This window comes from Streptomyces polygonati, assembly GCF_042650325.1.
GTDB lineage: Bacteria > Actinomycetota > Actinomycetes > Streptomycetales > Streptomycetaceae > Actinacidiphila > Actinacidiphila polygonati.
On the sequence record NZ_JBHSBB010000010.1, the window covers coordinates 15,170 to 35,834 of the forward strand.

At 70.2% G+C, this 20,665-nt stretch carries 21 protein-coding genes and 1 pseudogene; 14 read left to right on the forward strand and 8 right to left on the reverse strand.

Annotation, left to right across the window (positions count from 1 at the left end; translation table 11 throughout):
- Positions 1 to 64: 64 nt before the first annotated feature.
- Together ACFO3J_RS12730 and ACFO3J_RS12735 are read right to left on the reverse strand one after the other, a co-directional pair.
- Positions 65 to 286 (reverse strand): annotated as a pseudogene (locus ACFO3J_RS12730) (IS5/IS1182 family transposase); the annotation flags it as partial.
- Between the two features lie 73 nt (positions 287 to 359).
- Positions 360 to 791, reverse strand: coding sequence for a hypothetical protein (locus ACFO3J_RS12735; protein ID WP_386429232.1), 432 nt, complete (start codon positions 789 to 791; stop codon positions 360 to 362).
- 233 nt (positions 792 to 1,024) lie between these two features.
- Here ACFO3J_RS12735 and ACFO3J_RS12740 point away from each other — a divergent pair, with 233 nt between their 5' ends.
- Positions 1,025 to 1,447 (forward strand): hypothetical protein, encoded by a 423-nt coding sequence (locus ACFO3J_RS12740; protein ID WP_386429234.1) that lies wholly within the window; start codon positions 1,025 to 1,027, stop codon positions 1,445 to 1,447.
- 191 nt (positions 1,448 to 1,638) lie between these two features.
- Here the strand turns inward: ACFO3J_RS12740 and ACFO3J_RS12745 are convergent, their stop codons facing one another.
- Positions 1,639 to 2,412: a DUF5707 domain-containing protein gene (locus ACFO3J_RS12745; RefSeq protein ID WP_386429236.1), complete on the reverse strand. Its 774-nt coding sequence runs from the start codon at positions 2,410 to 2,412 to the stop codon at positions 1,639 to 1,641.
- 223 nt (positions 2,413 to 2,635) lie between these two features.
- Between ACFO3J_RS12745 and ACFO3J_RS12750 the strand changes: the two genes are divergently transcribed.
- The gene (locus ACFO3J_RS12750; RefSeq protein WP_386429237.1) at positions 2,636 to 3,019 is read left to right on the forward strand and encodes a PadR family transcriptional regulator; all 384 of its coding nucleotides are present in this window, start codon (positions 2,636 to 2,638) and stop codon (positions 3,017 to 3,019) included.
- The gene (locus ACFO3J_RS12755; protein WP_386429238.1) at positions 3,016 to 4,002 is read left to right on the forward strand and encodes a hypothetical protein; all 987 of its coding nucleotides are present in this window, start codon (positions 3,016 to 3,018) and stop codon (positions 4,000 to 4,002) included. Before ACFO3J_RS12750 ends, ACFO3J_RS12755 begins: the two co-directional genes overlap by 4 nt.
- A gap of 102 nt (positions 4,003 to 4,104) precedes the next feature.
- Here the strand turns inward: ACFO3J_RS12755 and ACFO3J_RS12760 are convergent, their stop codons facing one another.
- Complete coding sequence (locus ACFO3J_RS12760) at positions 4,105 to 5,583, reverse strand: MFS transporter (protein WP_386429240.1); 1,479 nt, start codon at positions 5,581 to 5,583, stop codon at positions 4,105 to 4,107.
- Positions 5,584 to 5,672: 89 nt separating this feature from the next.
- Between ACFO3J_RS12760 and ACFO3J_RS12765 the strand changes: the two genes are divergently transcribed.
- Both ACFO3J_RS12765 and ACFO3J_RS12770 read left to right on the forward strand, forming a co-directional pair.
- Complete coding sequence (locus ACFO3J_RS12765) at positions 5,673 to 6,083, forward strand: ArsR/SmtB family transcription factor (RefSeq protein ID WP_386429241.1); 411 nt, start codon at positions 5,673 to 5,675, stop codon at positions 6,081 to 6,083.
- 222 nt (positions 6,084 to 6,305) lie between these two features.
- Entirely contained in the window at positions 6,306 to 6,611 is a 306-nt protein-coding gene (locus ACFO3J_RS12770) for a putative quinol monooxygenase (protein WP_386429242.1), read from the forward strand.
- 77 nt (positions 6,612 to 6,688) lie between these two features.
- Here ACFO3J_RS12770 and ACFO3J_RS12775 read toward each other — a convergent pair whose 3' ends face one another.
- A complete protein-coding gene (locus tag ACFO3J_RS12775) occupies positions 6,689 to 7,525 on the reverse strand; it encodes an SDR family NAD(P)-dependent oxidoreductase (RefSeq protein ID WP_386429244.1) in 837 nt (278 codons plus the stop codon).
- A gap of 275 nt (positions 7,526 to 7,800) precedes the next feature.
- Positions 7,801 to 8,682 carry a helix-turn-helix domain-containing protein gene (locus ACFO3J_RS12780; protein WP_386429245.1) on the reverse strand — a complete coding sequence of 294 codons (882 nt, stop codon included), beginning with the start codon at positions 8,680 to 8,682 and terminating at the stop codon, positions 7,801 to 7,803.
- A gap of 742 nt (positions 8,683 to 9,424) precedes the next feature.
- Here ACFO3J_RS12780 and ACFO3J_RS12785 point away from each other — a divergent pair.
- From ACFO3J_RS12785 to ACFO3J_RS12815, 7 genes are all read left to right on the forward strand, one after another.
- Positions 9,425 to 10,051 carry an FMN-dependent NADH-azoreductase gene (locus tag ACFO3J_RS12785; RefSeq protein WP_386429246.1) on the forward strand — a complete coding sequence of 209 codons (627 nt, stop codon included), beginning with the start codon at positions 9,425 to 9,427 and terminating at the stop codon, positions 10,049 to 10,051.
- A 213-nt stretch (positions 10,052 to 10,264) separates the two neighbouring features.
- Complete coding sequence (locus ACFO3J_RS12790) at positions 10,265 to 11,326, forward strand: AvrD family protein (protein ID WP_386429248.1); 1,062 nt, start codon at positions 10,265 to 10,267, stop codon at positions 11,324 to 11,326.
- 150 nt (positions 11,327 to 11,476) lie between these two features.
- Entirely contained in the window at positions 11,477 to 12,190 is a 714-nt protein-coding gene (locus ACFO3J_RS12795) for an AAA family ATPase (protein ID WP_386429250.1), read from the forward strand.
- Between the two features lie 100 nt (positions 12,191 to 12,290).
- Positions 12,291 to 12,551, forward strand: a complete 261-nt coding sequence (locus tag ACFO3J_RS12800) for a phosphopantetheine-binding protein (protein WP_386429251.1) — start codon at positions 12,291 to 12,293, stop codon at positions 12,549 to 12,551.
- Positions 12,548 to 13,219 carry an HAD-IB family hydrolase gene (locus tag ACFO3J_RS12805; RefSeq protein WP_386429253.1) on the forward strand — a complete coding sequence of 224 codons (672 nt, stop codon included), beginning with the start codon at positions 12,548 to 12,550 and terminating at the stop codon, positions 13,217 to 13,219. The genes ACFO3J_RS12800 and ACFO3J_RS12805 overlap by 4 nt, the downstream gene beginning before the upstream one ends.
- 174 nt (positions 13,220 to 13,393) lie before the next feature.
- Positions 13,394 to 14,497 carry a sensor histidine kinase gene (locus ACFO3J_RS12810; protein ID WP_386429255.1) on the forward strand — a complete coding sequence of 368 codons (1,104 nt, stop codon included), beginning with the start codon at positions 13,394 to 13,396 and terminating at the stop codon, positions 14,495 to 14,497.
- Positions 14,494 to 15,183, forward strand: coding sequence for a response regulator (locus ACFO3J_RS12815; RefSeq protein ID WP_386429257.1), 690 nt, complete (start codon positions 14,494 to 14,496; stop codon positions 15,181 to 15,183). Before ACFO3J_RS12810 ends, ACFO3J_RS12815 begins: the two co-directional genes overlap by 4 nt.
- A gap of 66 nt (positions 15,184 to 15,249) precedes the next feature.
- Here ACFO3J_RS12815 and ACFO3J_RS12820 read toward each other — a convergent pair whose 3' ends face one another.
- Together ACFO3J_RS12820 and ACFO3J_RS12825 are read right to left on the reverse strand one after the other, a co-directional pair.
- Positions 15,250 to 15,927 (reverse strand): response regulator, encoded by a 678-nt coding sequence (locus tag ACFO3J_RS12820; protein WP_386429258.1) that lies wholly within the window; start codon positions 15,925 to 15,927, stop codon positions 15,250 to 15,252.
- Positions 15,911 to 17,035 (reverse strand): sensor histidine kinase, encoded by a 1,125-nt coding sequence (locus ACFO3J_RS12825; protein WP_386429260.1) that lies wholly within the window; start codon positions 17,033 to 17,035, stop codon positions 15,911 to 15,913. Before ACFO3J_RS12825 ends, ACFO3J_RS12820 begins: the two co-directional genes overlap by 17 nt.
- Before the next feature lie 859 nt (positions 17,036 to 17,894).
- On the opposite strand from ACFO3J_RS12825, the gene ACFO3J_RS12830 reads away from it, so the two are divergent.
- Together ACFO3J_RS12830 and ACFO3J_RS12835 are read left to right on the forward strand one after the other, a co-directional pair.
- The gene (locus ACFO3J_RS12830; RefSeq protein ID WP_386429262.1) at positions 17,895 to 19,283 is read left to right on the forward strand and encodes an MFS transporter; all 1,389 of its coding nucleotides are present in this window, start codon (positions 17,895 to 17,897) and stop codon (positions 19,281 to 19,283) included.
- Positions 19,284 to 19,651: 368 nt separating this feature from the next.
- Entirely contained in the window at positions 19,652 to 20,644 is a 993-nt protein-coding gene (locus tag ACFO3J_RS12835; RefSeq protein WP_386429264.1) for a beta-ketoacyl-ACP synthase III, read from the forward strand.
- Positions 20,645 to 20,665: the final 21 nt, after the last annotated feature.

Genomic DNA, 20,665 nt, shown 5'->3' on the forward strand with positions numbered 1-20,665 from the left:
CATGATGAAGCGTCAGAAAACGCTCTGACCTGCCGAAATTCCGGAAAGAGCTCCGGACCGTGTCCTATGTGGCGAGTCGGACGAGTCGCTTGTAGCAGCAGAGGGAAGCAGCGAGACCGAGGAAGGCCAGGTAGTTGCAGGGGTGGCGTTCGTAGCGGTGGTTGAGACGGCGGTAGCCGGTCAGCGAGGACATGGTGCGTTCGATGACCCGACGTCGACGCCCTAACTGATCGCTGGACTCGACTCTCTTGCGGGCGATGCGGACGCCGATGCGATTGCCCCGTAGCCCGATCTCTGGACGACGCGCGGAGTGCGATCGCGTGGGGCCCGAGGGCCACCGGGCCGATCGGCGGGCGTCGCTAGAGCTCGTAGTCCTGGGCCAGTTGCTCCCAGTGGATGCTGCGAAGCGCCGGATCGGTGTGCTCGCCCGACGGGACTTCCGGGACGGGCTGGAACCAGATCACGGTGAGGGCTGAGCGGTGCAGCACCGGGTCGAGTTCGGGGGCGACCGCTGTCGAGACGAAGACACCGATGCATGCGACGGGCGGCAGCACCTCGACCGGGCCGAAGACGCCGGCCGTCTGGTCCGGGTACTCGCGGGAGGGCGGGACGAGGTGAACCGGCCGGGAAGGAAAGGCACGTTCGGCCTCCTGCTGGAGGCCGCCGACCTTCATGTCGTTGATGCGCTTGGACGGGTAGCCCGCCAGCATCCCCCCGTAGGTCGAGGACATCCGCAGCTCGGTGAGGTCGATGGAACGACCGGACGAGAGAACCACATGACTCAGCGGCATGCCCACACCCTATGCAGATCATCCGCTTCCCCTACATGCGCCGGCGGATGGGAACGGCCGCCGTGCGGTCAGCAACTGCCGGGGCCTCGCGTAGGCACTCGCCGAGTTGGGCCGTCCGGGCGGTTTAGGGTTCGCATTTCCTTCCGAGCGGCCGGGGGACTCTCAATACGTCCTAGCCTCGCGTATGGGAAATAACTTCCCGTAGTGGACATGCCCCTTGGGAGGAATACACCATGATTCGTGCATTCGGCCACCGGGTGCGGCGCGGGATCGCCGTCGGCGCGGTGTCGGCCGCGCTGCTCGCCGGCGGCGGCGTCGGCGCGGCGGCGACCGCCCACGCGACCGCCGGCCCGGCCGCCCACCACAACGCCCAGGCCGCGACCAACAACCTCCAGGTGACGCCCATCAGGATTCAGGTGGGCAAGAACGTCACCTACTCCGGCAGCACTTCGGGTCTCACCACCGGCACGACGGTGCAGCTCCAGCAGCTCATCGGCGGCACCTGGCAGAACGTGGCCGGGAAGACCGTCAAGACCAAGGCCAACGGCACTTACGGGCCGCTTCTCGACTCCTTCAGGTACACGGGCGAGAAGACTATGCGCACCAACGCCGGCGGCGTCCTGTCCAACCAGGTCCACCTCACCGTCGTCAACTAACCTCCGGCCGGCGGCCCGGCTGCGGCCCGGGCCCCGTCGAAGAATGCCCGGATCCGTGGCGCGACAGTCCCCTTGGCTGGCAGCCTCGCCTCACTCACCCGGGTCCGACTTCCTGGCGAACAAGCCGACAGGCGGCGGGCGGCCTCCGGAGAGGTGCCCGCCGCCTGCCGGCGGTCGTCCTGCGGGGGCGGCTACTTGACCGCGACACCGTCGACGGCGGCGGTGGACGGCGCGACGAGGCTGTTGCCGGCGTAGACGTAGCGGAAGAAGCCGGAGGCGGTCGCCTTGACCGTGGTCTTCAGCTCACCGGTGGACGACGTCTTGACCGACTTGAGCGTCGTGTAGGCGGTGGCCGTGGACGCGCGGAACTGGAGCTGTACGGTCTGCGCTCCGTAGCGGCGCCACGCACCCGTGGACCAGTCGGCGAGGCTGAGGTGACCGGTGACGGTGAGGGTGGCGTTCTTCTTCACCGGCTCGGGGGCGGCGTCCACCGTCACCACGCTCTGGCGGCGGAAGGAGAAGGAGGTGGCCTTCGCGTTGAAGGTGGTGGTGCCGTCCTTGGCGGTCACCAGGACGGCGGCGTACCAGCCGCCGGCCGCGGCGTTGTCCGCCAAGTCGGTGTGCGCGTTGAGCGGTTCGCTGTCGGTGCACACCGAGGTGGTCGCGGAGGACGCCTTGCAGGTCACCTTCGGGTTGGACGGGTCCTTGACGTCGGCCGCCGCCGGCGTGTAGCCCAACTCGGTCTCCAGGAACTTCGGCCAGGGCAGCAGCTGGACGCTCTTGATGCCGGAAGCGCTGGAGACCGTCGAGGAGAAGGTGAAGGTGTCGGTCCCCTGCGGGCTGAAGACCAGCGAGGGGACGGACACCTTGTCGATCGTCGGCGCGGCGCCGGCCGCGAAGGCCGCCGGTGCGGCCAGTGCGCCCAGAGCCAGGGCACCGACGAGGACCGGTGCCGTGATGCGCATTCTCATGATGCTCCATCATTTGGACCGCACAGGACTGAGCGGTTCTTGTGAGAATCATTTATATGACCCGTGAATGACCTGGCTGCACTCAGGGTGCTTCAGAAGCCCACCGACGGCCCCGCCGGTGGAGGGGCGGACATGGATGCCTCGCCCGCCCCGCCCCGCCCCGCCGCTCCCGCCCGGACCGCTTCACATACTTCGACAGTCGATATATGGTCGAGGCGTGAGAAGACGACGGAGCGTGATGAGCGAGGCCACCTACTTCATCCTCGCGGCGCTGCTGGACGGGCCGTTGCACGGCTATGCGGTCATCAAGCGGACGCAGGAGCAGTCCGGGGGCCGGGTCGACCTCGCCGTCGGCACCCTGTACGGGGCGTTGGACAGGATGACGGACGGCGGGCTGATCGAGGTCGACCGCGAGGAGGTCGTCGCGGGTCGGCCGCGGCGCTACTTCCGGATCACGGCTCTGGGACGCGCGTCTGTCGAGGAGGAGGCCGGGCGGCTGGCCGCCGCCGCGGCTGTGGTGACGGGGCGGACAGCGGCGTCGAAGCGCCCGGTGCGCGGCACCGGACCGGCTGCGGCCGCGGGGGGAGCGGTGATCGCATGACGGACTGTCAGCCGGACGGGCGGGACTGGACGGAGCGGTGGTACCGGGTGATGCTGCTCGGCTATCCCGCGCCGTACCGCGAGCGCCACGGCGGCGAACTGATCGGCACGCTGCTGGAGGCGTACCCGTCGCGGCGGCTGCCGTCACTGCGCGAGTCCGCCGGCCTGCTGGACGCCGGGCTGGTCACCCGCCTGCGCACCCGGCTGGACCCGGTCCCGGCGTGGGCGGCCGGTCTGCGGCTCGGCGTCCTGCTGCTGGCCCTGATGCAGGCCGGGTCGCAACTGGCCGTCCAGTGGTCGTGGCTGATGCAGCTGGCCCCCGTGCTGATCGTGGTTTCGCTACTGCTCGGCCGGATGGGCGCTGCGGCGGTGCTGGCGGCGGTTCAGGGGGCGGTCGTGACGTCTCAGGCGTGGGTGGTGAACATGGGCACGGCCTATTTCGGTGAGGAGATGTTCTCCTCCGCAGTGGTCGGGGTCCAGGCGAGGTCGGGGGGCGGCGACTGCTGGATCTGGCCGGGTGTGTTGGAGACCTGGGTGATCGCGGTGGGTGCCGCGGTCCTCGCCGTGACCGGGCGGACCCGCGGTCCGCTGCGCCGGCGGTCGTGGTGGTGGCTCACGATCTCGCTGCTCCAGGCCGCGTTCACCGCCTGCACCAGGGCGCTGGAGCCCACTTGGCCGCAGCCGGGCCATCAGCACATCACCGCCCCCGCCGCGCTCACCGCCCTGTCGGTGTTGCCGGTCGTCGCCGCGGTGGGCTTCCTGCTGTTCGCGCTACGGGCCACGGTGGCGATCGGCGACTCACGGTGGACGATCGCGGCCGGGGTCTACCTGGTCCCCACCGGCATCCTCGCGGCCGCACTCGCCGTCACCGAGCCTTCCGCCGTCCTGACGCTCGACAGCACACTGCCGGCCGTGCTGCTGGCCGCCGCCTGCGCCGTCGCCCTGCTGCGCGGAACCCGGCCCCGGGCCGACCAGCGACCTTGACGGAAGCCCACTGACCCCTGGCCCGCAGGCGGCGCCATTCACACGCTCCAGCCGGGAGCGGCCTTACGCGGTGGGCAGGTGAAGGCCGCGCAGCCCCTGGTTTCAGCGGCGCGCTCTCGCCGACACGGCCTTCCGGGTGTCGGGCGCGGCCTGCGCCCGCTCCGTCCCGTGCTTTTGCCCGGACGCCGAGGGGAGCGCGAAGGCAAGCAGCATCCCCGCTACCAGGCCGAGGCCGGCGATGAGGAAGGCCAGCGCGTAGCCGTCGGTCAGGGCGCGGGGGATGCCGGCGGAGGCGGTGTGCCGGCTCGTCACGCTCGACGCCGCGGTGGCCATGGCAGCGAGGCCGATCGCTCCGCCGACCTGCCGGGTGGCGTTGATCAGTCCGGAGGCCAGTCCGGCCTGGTCCGGCGGTACTCCTTGGGTGGCGCCCATGGCCATCGGGGTGAAGGACAGACCGATCCCGCCGCCGAACAGGATCAGCGGAATGAGCAGGTTCCCCAGGTAGGACTGCCCGGGCGCGACCGTCGCGGCGATCCAGATGAGGCCGGACGCCGCCACGGCGGTGCCGAGGATGAGCTGGTTGCGGACCCCGAGGCGGACGACCAGCCGGGTGCCGATCAGCGCGCCGGTGAAGGCGCTGAGGCCGACGGGCAGGAAGTCGAGTCCGGCCTGGAGCGGGGAGTATTTCTGGACCTGCTGGAGGTAGAGCGAGAGGAAGTAGTAGGTGCCGAAGTTGGCGGCGCCGATGGACAGGGTCACCGCGTTCACGACGGTGAGTGAGCGCCGTTTGAAGACGGAGAAGGGTACGAGCGGGTTTGCCGCGATCCGGGTCTCGGTGATCGCGAACACGGTGAGCAGCGCCGCTCCCACCGCCAGGGTGATCAGGGTCTGCGCCGAGCCCCAGGGGTGGCTGGTGGTGCCGACTATGCCGTAGACGAGGACCGCGAGGCCCGAGGTGACGGTCAGGGCGCCGAGGACGTCGAGTCGCGGCTTGGCCCCGTCCGGGCGGGATTCGGCCATCGCCAGCAGCGCCAGGGCCACCACCGCTGCCCCGATCGGGACGTTGACGAACAGGACCCAGCGCCAGTCCAGCAGGTCGGTGAGTATGCCTCCCACCAGGACTCCGACGGCCGCGCCGCTGGCGGAGGTGATGGACCAGGCGCCGAGGGCCCTGCGCCGTTCGTGCGGGTCGGTGAATCGGCTGGTCAGCAGGGAAAGGGTGGCGGGCGCGAGGATGGCGCCGCCGATCCCCTGCGCGGCGCGGGCGGTGATGAGCCAGGCGCCGTTCTGGGCCAGGCCCCCTATCAGGCTGCAGACGGTGAACAGGACCAGGCCGATCAGGAAGATCCGCCGCCGGCCCCACAGGTCGGCCGCTCGGCCGCCCAGCATCAGGAAGCCGGCGAAGGTCAGCGTGTAGGCGTTGACGACCCACTGCAGTCCGTTGGTGCTCAGGCCCAGGGCGTCGCGCATCTGCGGCAGCGCGACGTTCACGATCGTCACATCCAGGATGACCATGAACTGGGCCGTGCAGCAGGCCACCAGTACGGCCCAGGGCGGTGCGGAACGTAGTTTCAGCGACACGATCGGTGGTCTCCCCAGAAGAGCATGTTCGGAGTTTCCGAACATAGCAGATGTTCGGAAACTCCGAACATGCTGGGTACACTGATGGCATGGCCAGCCGCACGGCGAACGAACTCGTCCACCCCGAACGCGACCACCTGGACTTCACCACCGTGCTCGCCGCGCTCAGCGATCCGGTCCGGCTGGCCATCGTCGCCCGACTCGCCGAGGTCGGGCGGAGCGGCGAACCCGCCTGCGTGAGCTTCGCGCTCCCGGTCAGCAAGTCCACCCAGAGCGCCCACTTCAAGGTGCTCAGGGAAGCCGGCGTGATCCGCCAGCGCGACGAAGGCACCCGGCGGCTGAACCGCCTGCGCCGGGACGACCTCGACGCCCGCTTCCCGGGACTGCTCGACCTCGTCGTCGCGCAGGCGCCCGAGTCGCTGCCGGAGCCGACCCATCGCTCCGTGGCGCCGGCGGACGCGGCGGGCACCGCCACCGTCCCGGGACAGACTCCTTCCTGAATTCCGCCGAGCCCGGTCGGGATTCACGCGAGGCGGGCGCCGGAACAGATCCGAAGTGCCGTGCCGATTGGATCCGGGCGCGGTTGCGGTCGGCGCGGGTGCTTGGGAGAGTCATAAGGCGATCTGCTCGGCCGATTCCCCCTGGCGAACTGGCTCGTTTCACCTTTTCGGCGGGCGATGAAGCCGGTGACCTCTTCATCTTTCACACGATGGGTCCACGCCATGTACCAGATTCTGGTTTCCTTCACCGTCCGGGCCGAGCACCGCGACGACTTCGTTCGGGCGGCGCGGAAGACGGCGCGCGATTCCCTGGCGAACGAGCCCGGCTCCGCGCGATTCGAGGTCATCAAAGATGAGAACGATCCGAATATTCTGTATCTGAACGAGGTCTTCGCGGACGTCGACGCCTTCAACACACACGCCGGCGGCCCCTATTTCGGGGCGTTCTTCGCCGAAGTCGGCAAATACAGCGAAGGCCCTACCTGGCTCATGAAGGGAAACCTGGTCGGCGACAGCGGGGCGGCCTGACGCACGGTCGGCGACGGCACGACGCGGGACCGTACGCGACCGCACGGGATCGACGGCTCAGCAGCGCGCCGCCGGCCTCACCTCTCGGCCGCGGCGGGGGTGAGGGAGAGGGATTCCCAGCGTTCCAGCTCGGCCAGGCGTGAGCGGAGCGAGGCCCGTATGCCTTCGACGGCGTCCGCCCCGACGGCCAGGCGCAGCGGCGGCTCATCCATGGCCGAGACCGTCATGATCGCTTCGGCCACGGCGTTCGGATCGCCGAAGGCCTCGGGCGGCAGGGCGGAGAAGTCAGTGAGGAACTTGCCGACGGTCGGGGCGTAGACGTCGCTGGGCACCACGACGTGCAGGCTGGTGGCGAACCCGGTCGCGAAGGTGCCCGGTTCGATGATCGTGACCTTGACGCCGGTGGGTGCGAGTTCGTGCGCGAGGGCTTCGCTGATCAGTTCCACGGCGCCCTTGGACGCCGCGTACAGGCCGGACGAGGGCCAGGCGAACTGGCCGATGAGCGAGGAGGTCTGGAGGACCCGGCCGTGCGACGCCCGCAGTGCCGGGAGGACGGCCCGCAGGACGGTGAGATTCGCCAGTACGTTGGTGTCGAAGATCGCGCGCGCCTCGCCCGCGCCGATCTCCTCGACGGACCCGAACAACCCGTAGCCGGCGTTGTTCACCAGAACGTCCAGGCCCCCCGCGGCCCGCACGGCGCCGGCCAGGATGTCCTGGGCGTCGGGATCGGTGACGTCCAGCGCGATCGGGGTGAGGCGCCCCAGCGGGGCCCTCCCGGCGCGTTCCGACAGCTCGCCGAGCCGGTCGAGGCGGCGCCCGACGGCGATCACATGGGCACCGGTGGCCAAGGCGCGCTCGGTCACGAGGCGACCGAATCCGGAGGTCGCACCGGTGATGAGCCAGGTGGAAGGCATGGAACTGCTCCCTGCGGTGAGCCGTGCGGCAGGCGCACAGGCGGAGGGGAATCGGACACCGGATGGCGTCCTGTGCTCCAGCCAACCCTGGGAGGGGGCCCGGAAGGAGGCGCCGACTGGCCTGCCCGGTCCTGGGATGCGGAGGACCACCTTCGCCGCCGAACCGCCCGCCCCGAGGAGGTCCTTCAGGAGAAGGCCCCCCGGCGATCAGTGATCTTCGCCCAGGGCCAAGCACAGGCCCAGGCGCCTGGCGCTGCCGCGTAGGGGACGCCGGCTCATTCGTACGGCGCGGTACGGGCCGGTTTCCGGCTGCCGTCGCCGCTGTGGTCCGCTGCCCAGGCGGACAGCAGTGTCAGGGCCTCGTCCGAGGGTGAGCCGGGGTCGGCGAGGAAGGTCAGGAGGGTCTGGTCCGGGTCGCCGGGGAAGGCCAGCGCCTCGGTGCGGAGGGTGAGCCGGCCGACGACCGGGTGGTGCAGGGTCTTGGTCTGATGGCTGAACTGCACCACCTTCTGCCCCGCCCACCAGCGGCGGAAGCGCTCACTGCGCATGGACAGCTCGCCCACCAGCTCCGCCGTCCGCGTGTCGTCGGGGTGGCGGGCGGCGTCCATCCGCAGGGTCCCCACGAACTCGGAGGCGACCTTCTCCCAGCCGTCGCCGAACAGTGAGCGCGCGGCTTCGTCGAGCACGATCCAGCGCGCGGCGTTGCGGTCCCGGGCGGGCATCGCGTCGAAGTCGGCGAGCAGTGCGCGGGCCATCCGGTTGGTCATCAGGATGTCCGCGCGGCGTCCCAGCACCAGGGCGGGGGTCCCCTCCAGCCGGGCGACGAGCGCGTGGATCCCCGGGCGTACCTTCTGCGCCGGGGCGCGACGGCGGCCGGCGGCCGGCGGACGCGCCACCGCGCGCAGATAGCTGCGTTCCGCCGCGTCGAGTTGCAGCGCGTTGGCCAGCGCCTCCAGCACGGAGTCCGAAGGGGTGATAGGCCTCCCCTGCTCCAGCCGCGTGTAGTAGTCCACACTGACCCCCGCCAGCGCGGCGAGCTCCTCCCGCCGCAGCCCGGGTACCCGCCGCGGCGCCGCGTCCCGTAGACCGAGCCGCTCCGGATCCATCGCCGCGCGCCGGGCACGCAGGAACTCACTGAGCCCTTCGTTCCGCTCCATGGCCCCATCGTCCCTCCTGTGGGGGCAGCGCACCGTGGCAGGAGTGGCCCTCGGAATCCCAGGGAGGAGGCGAGCCTGTTTCCCGGGCCGGGGAAGCACGGCTGAGGCGTCGGGCGGGCGATCCGGAGCGACCGGGCCGGGCCCTCGCCGTCTGGCAGCGAGCCCAGCCCACCTTCCGCGGCAAAGTGTCCTCGGCCCCCACTTCGAAGACCACTGCCGCGAATGGGCGCGTTGGCACGCCGCGCCCGGAACGTAGGGCGGCCACCCCGTCCGCGTCACCGCCGGCACCGTCAACGACCCGGCGGCCAGGACCAGTCACGAAGTCGACGTAGCCGTCCACGGCTATGACGACGTCCGCCCCGACCGCGAAGTCCTCACCGCCCGCGGCGTCGCCACGCCCCAGCAGACCCGCCTCATGTGCTTCAGCGGAGCAGGCTTCACCGACGAACTCCGCAAGGCCGTCGCCCACGACCACACCGCTCAACTCATCGACCTGGAACGCCTGTACGGCGGCGAGTAGCAGGTTCGCCAAGGACATCAGGTTGCGCCCTCTCATCGCGCCCTCCGATGCGGGTACCGGCGCCCGCCGCACGGTGATCGGTGGGGGTCCGGTACGGGGGGGGACGCGCGCTACCTCTTTCGATACCCGGGAGTGGACCTAAGTGACAGCGGGGTTGAAGGGCGGCGGGGGCCGGCGTTGCATGACGGGTGTCGCGCTGGACTTTCAGGAGGGGCATCCGGCATGAGCCAATTGCTGCATGTGAACGCTTCGCCGAGGCGGGCGGCGAGTCAGTCGCTCGCGATCGCCGAGGCGTTTGTCACGTCGTACAAAGAGCGCAAGCCGGAGACGGAGGTGGACACGCTCCATCTGTTCGAGGAGACGCTGCCCGCATTCGGGACGGTCGCGGCCGATGCGAAGATGGCCGCATTCTCGGGAGGGGAGCAGACTCCGGAGCAGGTCGCCGTCTGGAGTCAGGCGCGTGCCGTGTTCGACCGGTTCGCCGCCGCGGACGAGTATGTGTTCAACGTTCCCATGTGGAACGGCGGCGTGCCGTATGTGCTGAAGCAGTGGATCGACATCATCACCCAGCCCGGGTGGACCTTCGGATTCGATCCCGGGGCCGGCTACCAGGGACTGGTGACCGGCAAGCGGGCGGTCGTCGTCTTCACCGCCGGTGTGTACAGCCCCGGCACGCCGATGGAGTTCGGTGTCGACTTCCACAGCACCTTCTTCGTCGACTGGCTGCGCTTCATCGGTGTCACCGACGTCGAGGAGCTGCGTTTCCAGGGAAACGCCCTGCTCGCGGACGGCGAGAAGGACTTCCGGGAGATTCTTTCCGGCGCCGGAGAACTCGCCGCCCGGTTCTGACTTTTCCGCACCTCATGGCTGTCTTCCCACCGGAGCGGTGGGGAGACAGCCATTTTGCGTTCGCCACGGTCGGCGCGCCCGGTCCGCCGTATAGCACTTTCGAAACAGTGGGTGCCGATTAAGAGGCACTCCATTCGGCCCCGCCGAGCCGGCGCGGCTACCGTGAGAGCGGTAATCGATCCGCCCGGCTTTCCCAGCGAACGGGGCAACAAGATGACTGTGGACAGCGGCAGAAGGCTTTTCCTCGATTCCGTCGACGACTATCTGGGACCGTCGGAAAGCCGTTTCTTCGGCTCCGGGTACCGGCGCGTCGGATACACGATCAGCGACACCGTTCTCGTCGGGACCGGCGGGACCGGCGGGACCGGCGCGAGCGGCGCGAGCGGCGCCAGCGGCGGGGCCGGGCCGAGTGTGCGGGCGCGGGCCGGGATCTCCTATCCCCCGGACTGGTCGACCAAGGCCGAGGGCGACGAACTGCGGCCGCACCTGTCCACGATCGACGCGCTGATCCTGGCCGTACGGTTCGCGGAGTTCCTCGCCCGGCACACCCACGGGCTGGGCGAACGCCAGCGGTCCGAGGTCCGCCTGCACCGGGTGGACATCAAGGCCGGTTCCTCGGCGGTCGAGGACGGTCTCGGTGACCTGCCGGTCTCGGCGGCGGCCTCGGGCAGCGCCGCCTCGGCCGACCACCCCGGCACGGTGATCTCCACGTACGACTGCCGGGTCTCGGGCATGAAGATCCGCGTCGAGCTGATCCACGAGGCCGGCCTTCCGGTGCCTGCCGGGCCCCACGTGGACGCCCAGCTCGGCAGCGGCTATCCGGGCCTGTACGGCAGTGGCTTCCAGCGGACGCGGCAGCTCATCCGGGATGTCGCCGTCGACGTGGCCGCGGGCTCGGCGGACGCCACGGTCGACGTCGTGCCGCCGGACGCCCGGGAGTTCGTCGCCGGGGGCCTGGAGGCCGCCTACGGTCCGGCGGTCTCGCTGATCGACTCCTTCGTCGTCGCGCTTCAGCTCGGTCAGATCCTGCTCTACGAGACCGACGGGATGAAGCGCGGCGAGAGCAACACGCTGTGGATGCGGCGCACGACGCTGACGGCCGGACCCGCCGAACTGCGGCCGGCCGGTGGTTCCTCCCGGGAGACGACATCCCTGGAGGACGCCGCCCTGGTGCCGGCGCAGGGCGGGCTCTGGCGCACCGCGACCATCGTCGGCGACGTCCGGGGCGTACGGACGCGGTGTGTGGTCACGCACCGCCTGCCGGACCGGGCCTGAGCGGCCCGAGCGGGCCCGAGCGGGCTGGGACCGGCCTCAGCGGGCCGGGCCGAAAGCGCCCGCCTCGGCAGCCCTCCGCCTCCCCGTACTTTCCCGTAGTTTCCCGCACCTTCCCGAGCAACTCCCCCAACACCGAAGGCGGTAGTTCGCATGCGGATCGGTATATCCGGAACCTATTCGTCCGGAAAGACGATCACTGCCATGGCGCTGTCCCACTACACCGGAATTCCGCGCACCCGGGCGAAGACGATGCGGGAGATCCTGCCGGAAGCGGCGCCGGGAAAGACGCTCGACCAGTGCACGGCGTCCGAGCTGATCCAGATGATCGTGGTCCGGCACGTGGACCGCGCCGTGCACGAGAGCAGGCGGTGGGACGGATTCATCTCGGACGGCGCCTCGCTGCAGGAATGGATCTACGGCTCGGTACGGGTCACCGTCGGCATCAACCCCAACGCGTCGATCCACCTCAAGGACCTCGACTCCGTGGAGAAGACGCCCGAGCTGATCTTCTTCGAAGACGTCATGCAGCAGCTGGGCCACGCGATGAAGCGGCATGTGAAGGCCACCTTCGACACCTTCATCCACCTTCCCAACGAACTCCCGCTCGCCGAGGACGGCCACCGGCCGGTGAACGAGCGCTTCCGGTCGATGTCCGACGAGTTCCTCATGAAGACGCTCACCGAGCTGGAGATTCCGTACCACATCGTCGGCGGCTCGATGCCGGAGCGGCTGACGAAGATCGTCGGCGTCCTGGGCCTGCCCACGGTGACGGACGTCGAGAAGGCGATCCGCGCGGCGCAGGACGAGTACGCGGCGATGGACGTACGCGACGAGACGGAGCGGGCCGAGGCGGCCAGCGCCTGAACACCCCTGACGGCGGGGTACGGCCGGGCCGCGCGCCCGCCCGCCGTACCCCGCCCGCCCCACCACCTTCCCGCAGCTGAAGATGAAGGAGAGCCCGACAATGAGCACCTCACAAACCACCGTCGACGTCATTCGCGAGCTGCTGATGAAGACCTTCGACGTGTTCGGCACCGAGGAGATCGATCTCGGCGCGACCTTCGAGTCGCTCGACGTCGACTCGCTGGTCCTGGTCGAGTTGGCGGTGGTCCTGGAACGCCGCTTCGGCGTGCGGGTGCCCGAGGGGGAGCTGAGCGCCGAGCAGACGATCGGTGAGGCGGCGGCTCTGGTGGACGCCAAGCGGGGCCGGGAGCTCACCACGTGAATTCCGCGGCGTTCTTCGACGTGGACGACACCCTGATCACGGTGACGAGCATCTTCCGCTTCCTGGAGTTCCACCTGGCGGCGGCCGGGCGACCGCCCGCCGAGTACCGGGCGGTCAGGCAGCGGCTGCGCGCGATGGGCGCCGCCGGCGCTCAGCGTGCGGAGCTGCTCGCGGAGTACTACCGGGTGTTCGAGGGCGAGGAGGAGGCAGCGGTGGCCGCGAGCGGGAGGCGCTGGTTCGCGGCCGAGCTGGCGGCCGGCGGCCTCTTCCACCCGCGGGCGGTCGAATGCTTCCGGAGCCATGCGGCGGCCGGCCACCGTACGGTCCTGGTCTCGGGCGCCTTCCCGCCGTGCCTGGACCCGCTCGCCGCCCATCTCGGGGCCGACGCCGTGCTCTGCTCCCGGCCGCTGGTCGAGGACGGGCGGTACACCGGAACCATCGGCGCCCCGATGATCGGCGCGGTCAAGGCGGCGGCGCTGCGGGCCGAGGCGGCGGCCCACGGGATCGACCTGGCGGTCTCGGCCGCCTACGGCGATCACGTCAGCGACCTGCCGATGCTGGAACTGGTCGGTGACCCGGCGGTCGTCGGCGACGATCCGGTGCTCGCCGCGCACGCGGCACGGCGCGGCTGGCGGCATCTGGTGGCGCATCAGCGGCAACCGGCGTGATCCTGCCGTGGTCCGGGTCCGGCAATGGGCCCGGACCACCCCGGACCGCCCCGGACCACCGCCGGAGCGCCTCCGGATCAACTCCGTTGTCGCTGATAGTATTTTCGGGGACGCGCTGGGTTATAGTGACGGACTCACGTCCATGCCCGCGTCCTTCCGGCGACCGGAGGTTCCATGCGGCACGATGCCCCGACGACCGGGCTGTCGGTGGGTGAGTTGCTCGGTTCCCGCCGCGGCGCCATCCTCGAGCACCTCGAACACCGGCTGCGCGACACCGGCAGTTCGCTCGGCAAGGACCCGGCGGTCCTGCCGGCCTGCATCGCGCGGGCGGACGCCCTGCTGACCGCGACCATGCTGGAACTGGACCAGCTCCAGCGCCCGGTGGCGCCGTCGGACCAGGCGCCCGCGGCCGACGGCACATCGCAGGGGGACACCCCGCCCGGCGGGTCCGGGCTGCTGATGGACGTCGTGCTCAAGGAGTTGCTGTACCTGGCGGTGGAGCAGCCCGAGCTGCTTCCGGAGGTCTCGGTGGCGCTGACGGTGCTGCACGCCAATCTCACCTCGTCGAGGCAGTCACCGGGGGATTCGTACGACGCCTACATCCTGCGCAGCGCCGAGGAGGCGCGGCGGCGGGAGCGGCGTCATATGGCCCAGGAGGTGCACGACGAGCTGGGCCACGAGCTGAGTATCGCCCTGCACCAGCTGGAGCTGAGCGAGCTGTACCGCGAGCAGGCCCCCGAGACGGCGGTCGCCCGGGTCGGCACCGCGCGGGAGCACCTGTCGTCGGCGCTGGCGATCGTGCGCCGGCTCATCGTCGAGTTCGCGGAGCGGCCCTCGGTGGACCTGACGAAGGAGATCGTCTCCTTCGCGGACGCGGCCGGCGCGTTGCGCACGGCCGTTCATGTCCGGGTCACCGGGAATCAGCTGCTCATCCCGGGCGGCCATCGGCACGAGCTGTTCCTGATCATCCGGGAGGCGCTGCTGAACGTCTTCGCCCACGCGGCGGCGGAACGGGCGATCGTCTTCGTCGACGTCACCTCGGAGGGCATCACCGCGGTGGTGGAGGACGACGGCGTCGGCTTCTCCCCGGCGCGGGGGGATGCCAGCGGGAGCGGGGCGACGGGAGCGAGCGCGGACGCCGGCGGCGCACGCGACGGCCGGCGGCGCGGCTTCGGGCTGACCTCCATGCGCGAACGCGCGATGTCGCTCGGCGGCACGGTCACGATCGAGGGCTCGGACGAGGGCACCCGGGTCGAGATCCGGCTCCCGCTGTCGTGAGCGGCGCCCCGGACCGGGACCGGATCACCATCATGCTGGTGGACGACCATGTGATCCTTCGGGAGACGCTGCGCGAATCACTCGACGCCGAGCCCGGATTCGAGGTGGTGGCGGATGTCGGCGACGGCAGCCGGGCGGTCGCCGCCGCGGGCGAGCTCCATCCCGATCTCGTACTGCTGGACATCGACATGCCGGGCATCCCCGCCGCGCTCACCGTGCAGCGGCTGCGGGAGGTCTCGCCGTCGACGCGGGTGGTGATCCTCAGCATGTACGACTCGTCGGGCTTCGTACAGGATCTGCTGAGCCTCGGCGTGCGCGGCTATCTGAGCAAGGGGGTCAGCCGTCAGCACCTGGTGTCGGTGATCCGCAGCACGATGCAGGACGATCTGTCGGTGCTCATCTCGGTCTCCGCGCCGCCGGTGGGCGGGGACGGCGCCCCGGGCGGGACGCCGCCGCTGTCCAGCCGTGAGCGCGATCTGCTCGAACTGGTCGCCCAGGCGCTGAGCAACCGGCAGATCGCCGCACGTCTCGACATCACCGAGGGCACCGTCAAGCGCCATCTGCACAACATCTTCGGCAAGCTGGACGCGGTCTCCCGGCTCGACGCGGTGAACAAGGCGTTCGACGCCGGCCTGATCAGCCCGGCGCCGTCCACCCGCGCGAGCGACCGCCGCACCCGCCGCTGACCCCGGGCCGCGCGGCCGGCCAAGGGCGGGCCGGCCGCCGCCGCCCGGGGCGGGGACAGTTCCGGCTCACCTGACGTGCCGGCCGCTCGACACGCTCGGCGGGACGATCAGCGCGTCCGCCACCGCCTTGTTGACCGCGTCGATGCGCGAGACCGCGCCGAGCTTGCCGAAGATATTCCGCATGTGACGCTTGACGGTGCCTTCGGTGATCCCCAGCTTCCCCGCGATCTGCCGGTTGCTCATCGCGTCGGCGACCAGGACCAGGATCTCGTGCTCCCTGGGCGACAGCTGGGAGTCGCTCTCGGCGGGCGCCGGCAGCACGCTCGGAGCGGCCGAGATGACCACCTGGCCGTGGTCCCGGCGGCTTATGCCGCGAATCGCCGACGCCAGCTCCTGGCGGCTGACGCTCTTGTGCAAGTACCCCCGTACGCCCCGGTCCAGCAGTTCCTGGATCAGCCGGCGCTCGGTGAACATGCTGACGATGATGATCGCGGTGTCCGGGGCGATCTCCTTGAGTCTGCGCACCGTCAGACCGGGCGGGTTGCCCGGCATGCCGACGTCGAGCAGTACGACGTCGGGCTGGAGGCTCCGGGCCAGCAGTACGGCGGACTCGCCGTCGGCCGCCTCGCCGACCACCTGGAAGCCCTCTTCCATCCGCAGCATGTCGCAGACGGCTTCGCGCAGCAGGGTGTGGTCGTCCGCGATCAGGATCCGGATCATCGCGCCGTCACCCCGCCTGCTCATACAGGGCTTCCATCAGCGGTACCGACATCTGGACGCGGGTGCCCACGCCCGGCCGGCTCAGGACGGCCAGTTCGCCGCCGAGGGCGTCGACCCGTTCCGCCATGGACGCCAGCCCGTGGCCGTCCTTGGGGGATGTCGTGTCGAAGCCGCGGCCGTCGTCCTGGACCTCGACCCGCACGTCGTCCCGCGAGGCCTCGATCCGCACCGTGACCCGGGAGGCGTGCGCGTGCTTGAAGGCGTTGCGCAGGCATTCGCGGATGACCATGAACACCTCGCTGCCGACCTCGTCCGGTATCCACCGCTCGTCGCCCTCGATCTGCAGGTCCACCGAGGTCTCCAGCAGGTCCATGGACTCCACGAAACACTTGACGGCCTCGCCGACCCGCGCCGAGGGGAGTTGCACCCGCATGTCGGAGACGAGGCGGCGGATGCTCTCCAGCAGTTCGGTCACCACGCCGCGCGCCTGGGTCACTTTGTGGTGCGCCGTCGCGGCGTCCTGGCTGTGCAGCACGTCGTAGAGCTCCAGATGCCGGTGGACCAGGCTCGCCCCGTTCCCCACGTGGTCGTGGATGTCCCGGGCGATACGGCGGCGGTAGGCGAGGTCCGCCCATTCGATCCGGTCGGAGAGCAGCACGTCGTACGAGCGGGCCATCCGCTGCTCGCCGGCGGCGACGGCCCGGTCGAGCGCCAGCACCGCTTCCGTCATGAGGCCCAGCGGATCCTGGGATCCGGCCACCGCGCCGCGCAGCAGCCGCACCGTCAGTTCCTTGAGCAGGTCGCCGGCCCGCAGCAGTTCGGTCATCTGGACGCCATGATGCGGGATCGGCACCGCGGCCGACACGGCGGGCGACTGAGCGCCGCCGCGGCCCCGGCCGCCGCCGCGCAGGCTCAGCGCGCACTCGGCGAGCACCGCGGCGGCCTGCCGGCGGAAGTCCTCCCAGGTCGGGGTGTCCTTCACCAGCGTCGATCCCTGGGCCCGCAGCCCTGTCTCGTAGTCGGCGAGCAGGGTGTTGACACCGGCGGTGAATATCTCCTCCGGCGAGGCGTCGCGATAGGTGGAAGCGCCCCAGACGCGTATCGCCGCCTGGATCGCGGCGCCACGGGCCAAAGCGCGCTCCCCCGCGCCGCGGTGCTCGGAACACTCCGGCCGCCGTCTTCGGCGCCCTCCCGAAAAGAAGTGCGGCATGCGGAGTTCGCTGTTTCGACGCTCGATGGAGAACCCTCGGGTACCCATGCCCTCTTCCACGTGTGCCGTCGGAACCGGGTGCGCCGGGCCGCGGTCGTGCGCCGGGCGCTCTTGTCATCGTTCTCGATGCCTACCTCAAAGGGCCCGCCCGTATGCGAGATTTTTGGCCAGGGGCGAGCATGGAGACCGTCGCTGTGCCTGCGGAGCGGAATGCCGGTCAAGTCGTCGGTGACTCGGCGCCGTGACAACAAGAATCCACGTGCGGAGTATATCCAGGGCCGCTCACACTGACGGCGGTCTCCGACACCGTGGAAGGATTTGAGATTAACCAACCCACCTGGTGAAGTCAACCGAGCAATCACCTGCTGAGAAGCCTTTCCGGCGGGCGCAAGATCCATTCCCCGGCGCGGCCGGCCATTCGCCGATAACCGCGACCGGGAAGGGCTTCGGCGCGTCGGCTCAGACGTCACTCCAGTAACAACTCCGCAAACGGTCCACTCGGCTCCCAGGGCGGATCATCGTATGCGGCGAAGTATTCAATTGCCCGGCTGTCACTTTGGTTGTACTGCGCGAAACCTTGGGTGTAGCGGCGGCTCGGGCGGCGCGGCGCGGGTTCTAAGCTTCGGGCGGAGCGTTCTCAGAACCTCGACCCATACGTGACCAGCAGCCCCACCCGATGAAATGAGAGGCTCACCACATGTCGACACTCGATGAAGTGTCCGCCACGAAGAATAGCCGGTCGCCCGCATACATGACAGGGCGGCAGAAGACCATCCTCGCGGTGTTGCTCAGCGCTCAGTTCATCGTATCGGCCGACTTCTCGATCCTCAACGTGGCTATTCCGGTGATCGGCAAGGATCTCGGGTTCGCGCTGGCCAATTACCAGTGGATCGCCACCGCCTTCGCGCTGGCCTCGGCGAGTTTCACCCTGGTGTTCGGCAAGATCGCCGACCAGCTCGGCCGGCGCAGGATGCTGCTGATCGGTATGGCGGTCCTGGTCGCCGCCTCGTTACTCGGAGGCCTGGCCGACTCGCCGGCCACGCTCCTCGGCGCGCGTATTCTCCAGGGCCTGGCCACCGGCATCGTGATCCCTTCGGCGATGTCCCTGCTGACCACGTCCTTCCCCGAAGGCCCGCTGCGCGAGCGGGCGATGGGCCTCAACGGCGCGCTGCTGTCGGCCGGCTTCACCATCGGAGCCGTGCTCGGCGGCGTGCTGACCGGCGTGGTGAGCTGGCGCTGGGCGTTCCTGATCAATGTGCCGATCGGCCTGATCGTGCTCGCGGTCCTGCCGCTGGTGGTCAAGGAGAGCCGGGCCGAGCGATCGTCCAAACTCGACCTGCCGGGCGCGGTGACCGTGAGCCTGGGGCTGGCCTCGCTGATCTACGGCATCTCCACGCTCGGTGAGAAGGGCTGGGGCAACACACCGGGCCTGATCGCCATCGCGGTGGGCGTCCTGCTGCTCGGGGCCTTCGTCGCCATCGAGCTGCGCGTCGAATCCCCGCTCGCCCCGCTGCGCTTCCTGTCCCGCGCCACGGTGAGCTGGGGCAATCTCGGCGGTCTGATCAGCTTCACCATGGAGACCTCGGCGATCTTCCTGATGACGCTGTACCTGCAGGAGACGCTCGGCTACTCGGCGCTGACCGCCGGTCTGGTCTTCACCGTCATGGGCGTCACCTCGCTGCTGGGCGGCATCGCCGCGCCCCGGATCATCCGCCGGATGGGCAGCCGCAGTTCGCTGCCGGCCGGCCTGCTGGTGCAGGGCCTGGCGACCGCGGCGCTCTTCCTGGTGGGCCACAGCGGGAGCAGCGTGATCACCGTGATCGTCGCCACGTCCATCGGCGGATTCGGCCACATGGTCGCCATCGTGTCGTACATGGTCACCGCGACCTCGGGGCTGTCCAACGACGAGCAGGGCCTGGCCACCGGTCTGACCTCGATGACCCAGCAGGTCGGCATCACCGCCGGCATCCCGGTGCTCAGCGCCATCGCCAACAGCCGGATCTCGGCGCTGCGGAGCCATGAGTCGTCCGCCGACGCGTTCCTCGACGGGGTGACGCTCGCGGTGCTGATCGACGCGGGGGTCGTGCTGGGCGGGGCGCTGCTGGTCTATCTGCTGCTGCGCCAGGGGCGCGCGGCGCTGGCCTCGCCGGCGCGGGCCCTGACCGACTGACACCGGCACCGGACACACGGGCGGTCGAGGGGGCTCCTCCGGGAGCCCCCTCCCGTCGTTTCCGGCCCGGAATCCGGCGCGGGGGTTCACGGCACGGATTCACGGCGCAGGTCCACGGCACGGATTCGGCGTACGGATTCGCGTGCGGATTCACCTACGGAAATGCCGGCTACCACTTTCGGCGCGGGCGCCGCTCCTTGGAAGTATCCGGCCCTTCGCGCACCGGACCCCGGCATAGATTTCGGCTGTCGGCTCGCCTCTTGCCGCGAGCGCGAAGGTCGATTCACCCCGGATTCCACAGGAGCCACTGACATGCTGACGAGTACGCGTACCGAAAGAGCGGAACCACCGGAAATCCGGAGCCCGCGGTGACCCGGGCGGCCGTGGTCCAGGGCCTCGGCGCGATGGTGCCACCGGGAATCGTCACCAACGCGATGCTCGCCGAGCGCCTCGACACCAGCGACGAATGGATCCGGACCAGGACCGGGATCGCCCAGCGGCACATGGTCGAGCCCGGTGTGGCCACCAGCGACCTGGCGGTCGTGGCGGGCGAGCGGGCGCTGAAGGCGGCCGGCACCGACCGGGTGGACCTGGTGGTGCTGGCCACGACCACCCCGGACCACCCCTGCCCGGCGACCGCGCCCTCGGTCGCCGCGCGGCTGGGCCTGGCGGGTGTCGCGTCGTACGACGTGAGCGCGGTGTGCACCGGGTTCATCTACGGGCTGTACGCCGGAGCGGGCGCGATAGCCGCCGGACTGGCGGACTCGGCCCTGGTGATCGGCGCGGAGACCTACAGCTCGATCCTCAACCCGGAGGACCGCACCACCTCGGTGATCTTCGGCGACGGCGCGGGCGCCGTGGTGCTGCGGGCCGGCGGCGCCGACGAACCCGGCGCGCTGCTGGGATTCGACCTCGGCAGCGACGGCAGCCTGGCCGACCTCATCATGATCCCGGCCGGCGGCTCCCGGCAGCGCACTCCCGTGGAGCCCGCGGACGCCTACTTCACCATGAACGGCAAGCAGGTCTTCCGCCACGCCGTGGAACGCATGGAGGGCGCCGCCCGCAGCGTTCTGGCCAAGACCGGCTGGCGCGCGGACGACGTCGACTGCTTTGTCGGCCACCAGGCGAACATCCGCATCCTGCGCACGGTTGCCCTCCAACTCGGCCTGCCCGAGGACCGGTTGGCGGTCAATCTGGACCGGGTCGGCAACACCTCGGCGGCGTCGATCCCGCTGGCCCTGGCCGACGCCGCCCGCGACGGCGTGCTGAAGCCGGGGGACCGCGTCGTCCTCACCGCGTTCGGCGGTGGCGTCACCTGGGGGGCCACCGGACTGATCTGGCCCGACATCAGCGTCTTCTGAGAATGTGTGGAGGGTGTGGCA

Excerpts from the sequence above, each read along its gene's own strand:
- ACFO3J_RS12735 (WP_386429232.1), bottom strand. The coding sequence starts at position 791 with ATGCCGCTGAGTCATGTGGTTCTCTCGTCCGGTCGTTCCATCGACCTC.
- ACFO3J_RS12740 (WP_386429234.1), top strand. The coding sequence starts at position 1,025 with ATGATTCGTGCATTCGGCCACCGGGTGCGGCGCGGGATCGCCGTCGGC.
- ACFO3J_RS12745 (WP_386429236.1), bottom strand. The coding sequence starts at position 2,412 with ATGCGCATCACGGCACCGGTCCTCGTCGGTGCCCTGGCTCTGGGCGCA.
- ACFO3J_RS12755 (WP_386429238.1), top strand. The coding sequence starts at position 3,016 with ATGACGGACTGTCAGCCGGACGGGCGGGACTGGACGGAGCGGTGGTAC.
- ACFO3J_RS12765 (WP_386429241.1), top strand. The coding sequence starts at position 5,673 with ATGGCCAGCCGCACGGCGAACGAACTCGTCCACCCCGAACGCGACCAC.
- ACFO3J_RS12770 (WP_386429242.1), top strand. The coding sequence starts at position 6,306 with ATGTACCAGATTCTGGTTTCCTTCACCGTCCGGGCCGAGCACCGCGAC.
- ACFO3J_RS12775 (WP_386429244.1), bottom strand. The coding sequence starts at position 7,525 with ATGCCTTCCACCTGGCTCATCACCGGTGCGACCTCCGGATTCGGTCGC.
- ACFO3J_RS12780 (WP_386429245.1), bottom strand. The coding sequence starts at position 8,682 with ATGGAGCGGAACGAAGGGCTCAGTGAGTTCCTGCGTGCCCGGCGCGCG.
- ACFO3J_RS12785 (WP_386429246.1), top strand. The coding sequence starts at position 9,425 with ATGAGCCAATTGCTGCATGTGAACGCTTCGCCGAGGCGGGCGGCGAGT.
- ACFO3J_RS12790 (WP_386429248.1), top strand. The coding sequence starts at position 10,265 with ATGACTGTGGACAGCGGCAGAAGGCTTTTCCTCGATTCCGTCGACGAC.
- ACFO3J_RS12795 (WP_386429250.1), top strand. The coding sequence starts at position 11,477 with ATGCGGATCGGTATATCCGGAACCTATTCGTCCGGAAAGACGATCACT.
- ACFO3J_RS12800 (WP_386429251.1), top strand. The coding sequence starts at position 12,291 with ATGAGCACCTCACAAACCACCGTCGACGTCATTCGCGAGCTGCTGATG.
- ACFO3J_RS12810 (WP_386429255.1), top strand. The coding sequence starts at position 13,394 with ATGCGGCACGATGCCCCGACGACCGGGCTGTCGGTGGGTGAGTTGCTC.
- ACFO3J_RS12820 (WP_386429258.1), bottom strand. The coding sequence starts at position 15,927 with ATGAGCAGGCGGGGTGACGGCGCGATGATCCGGATCCTGATCGCGGAC.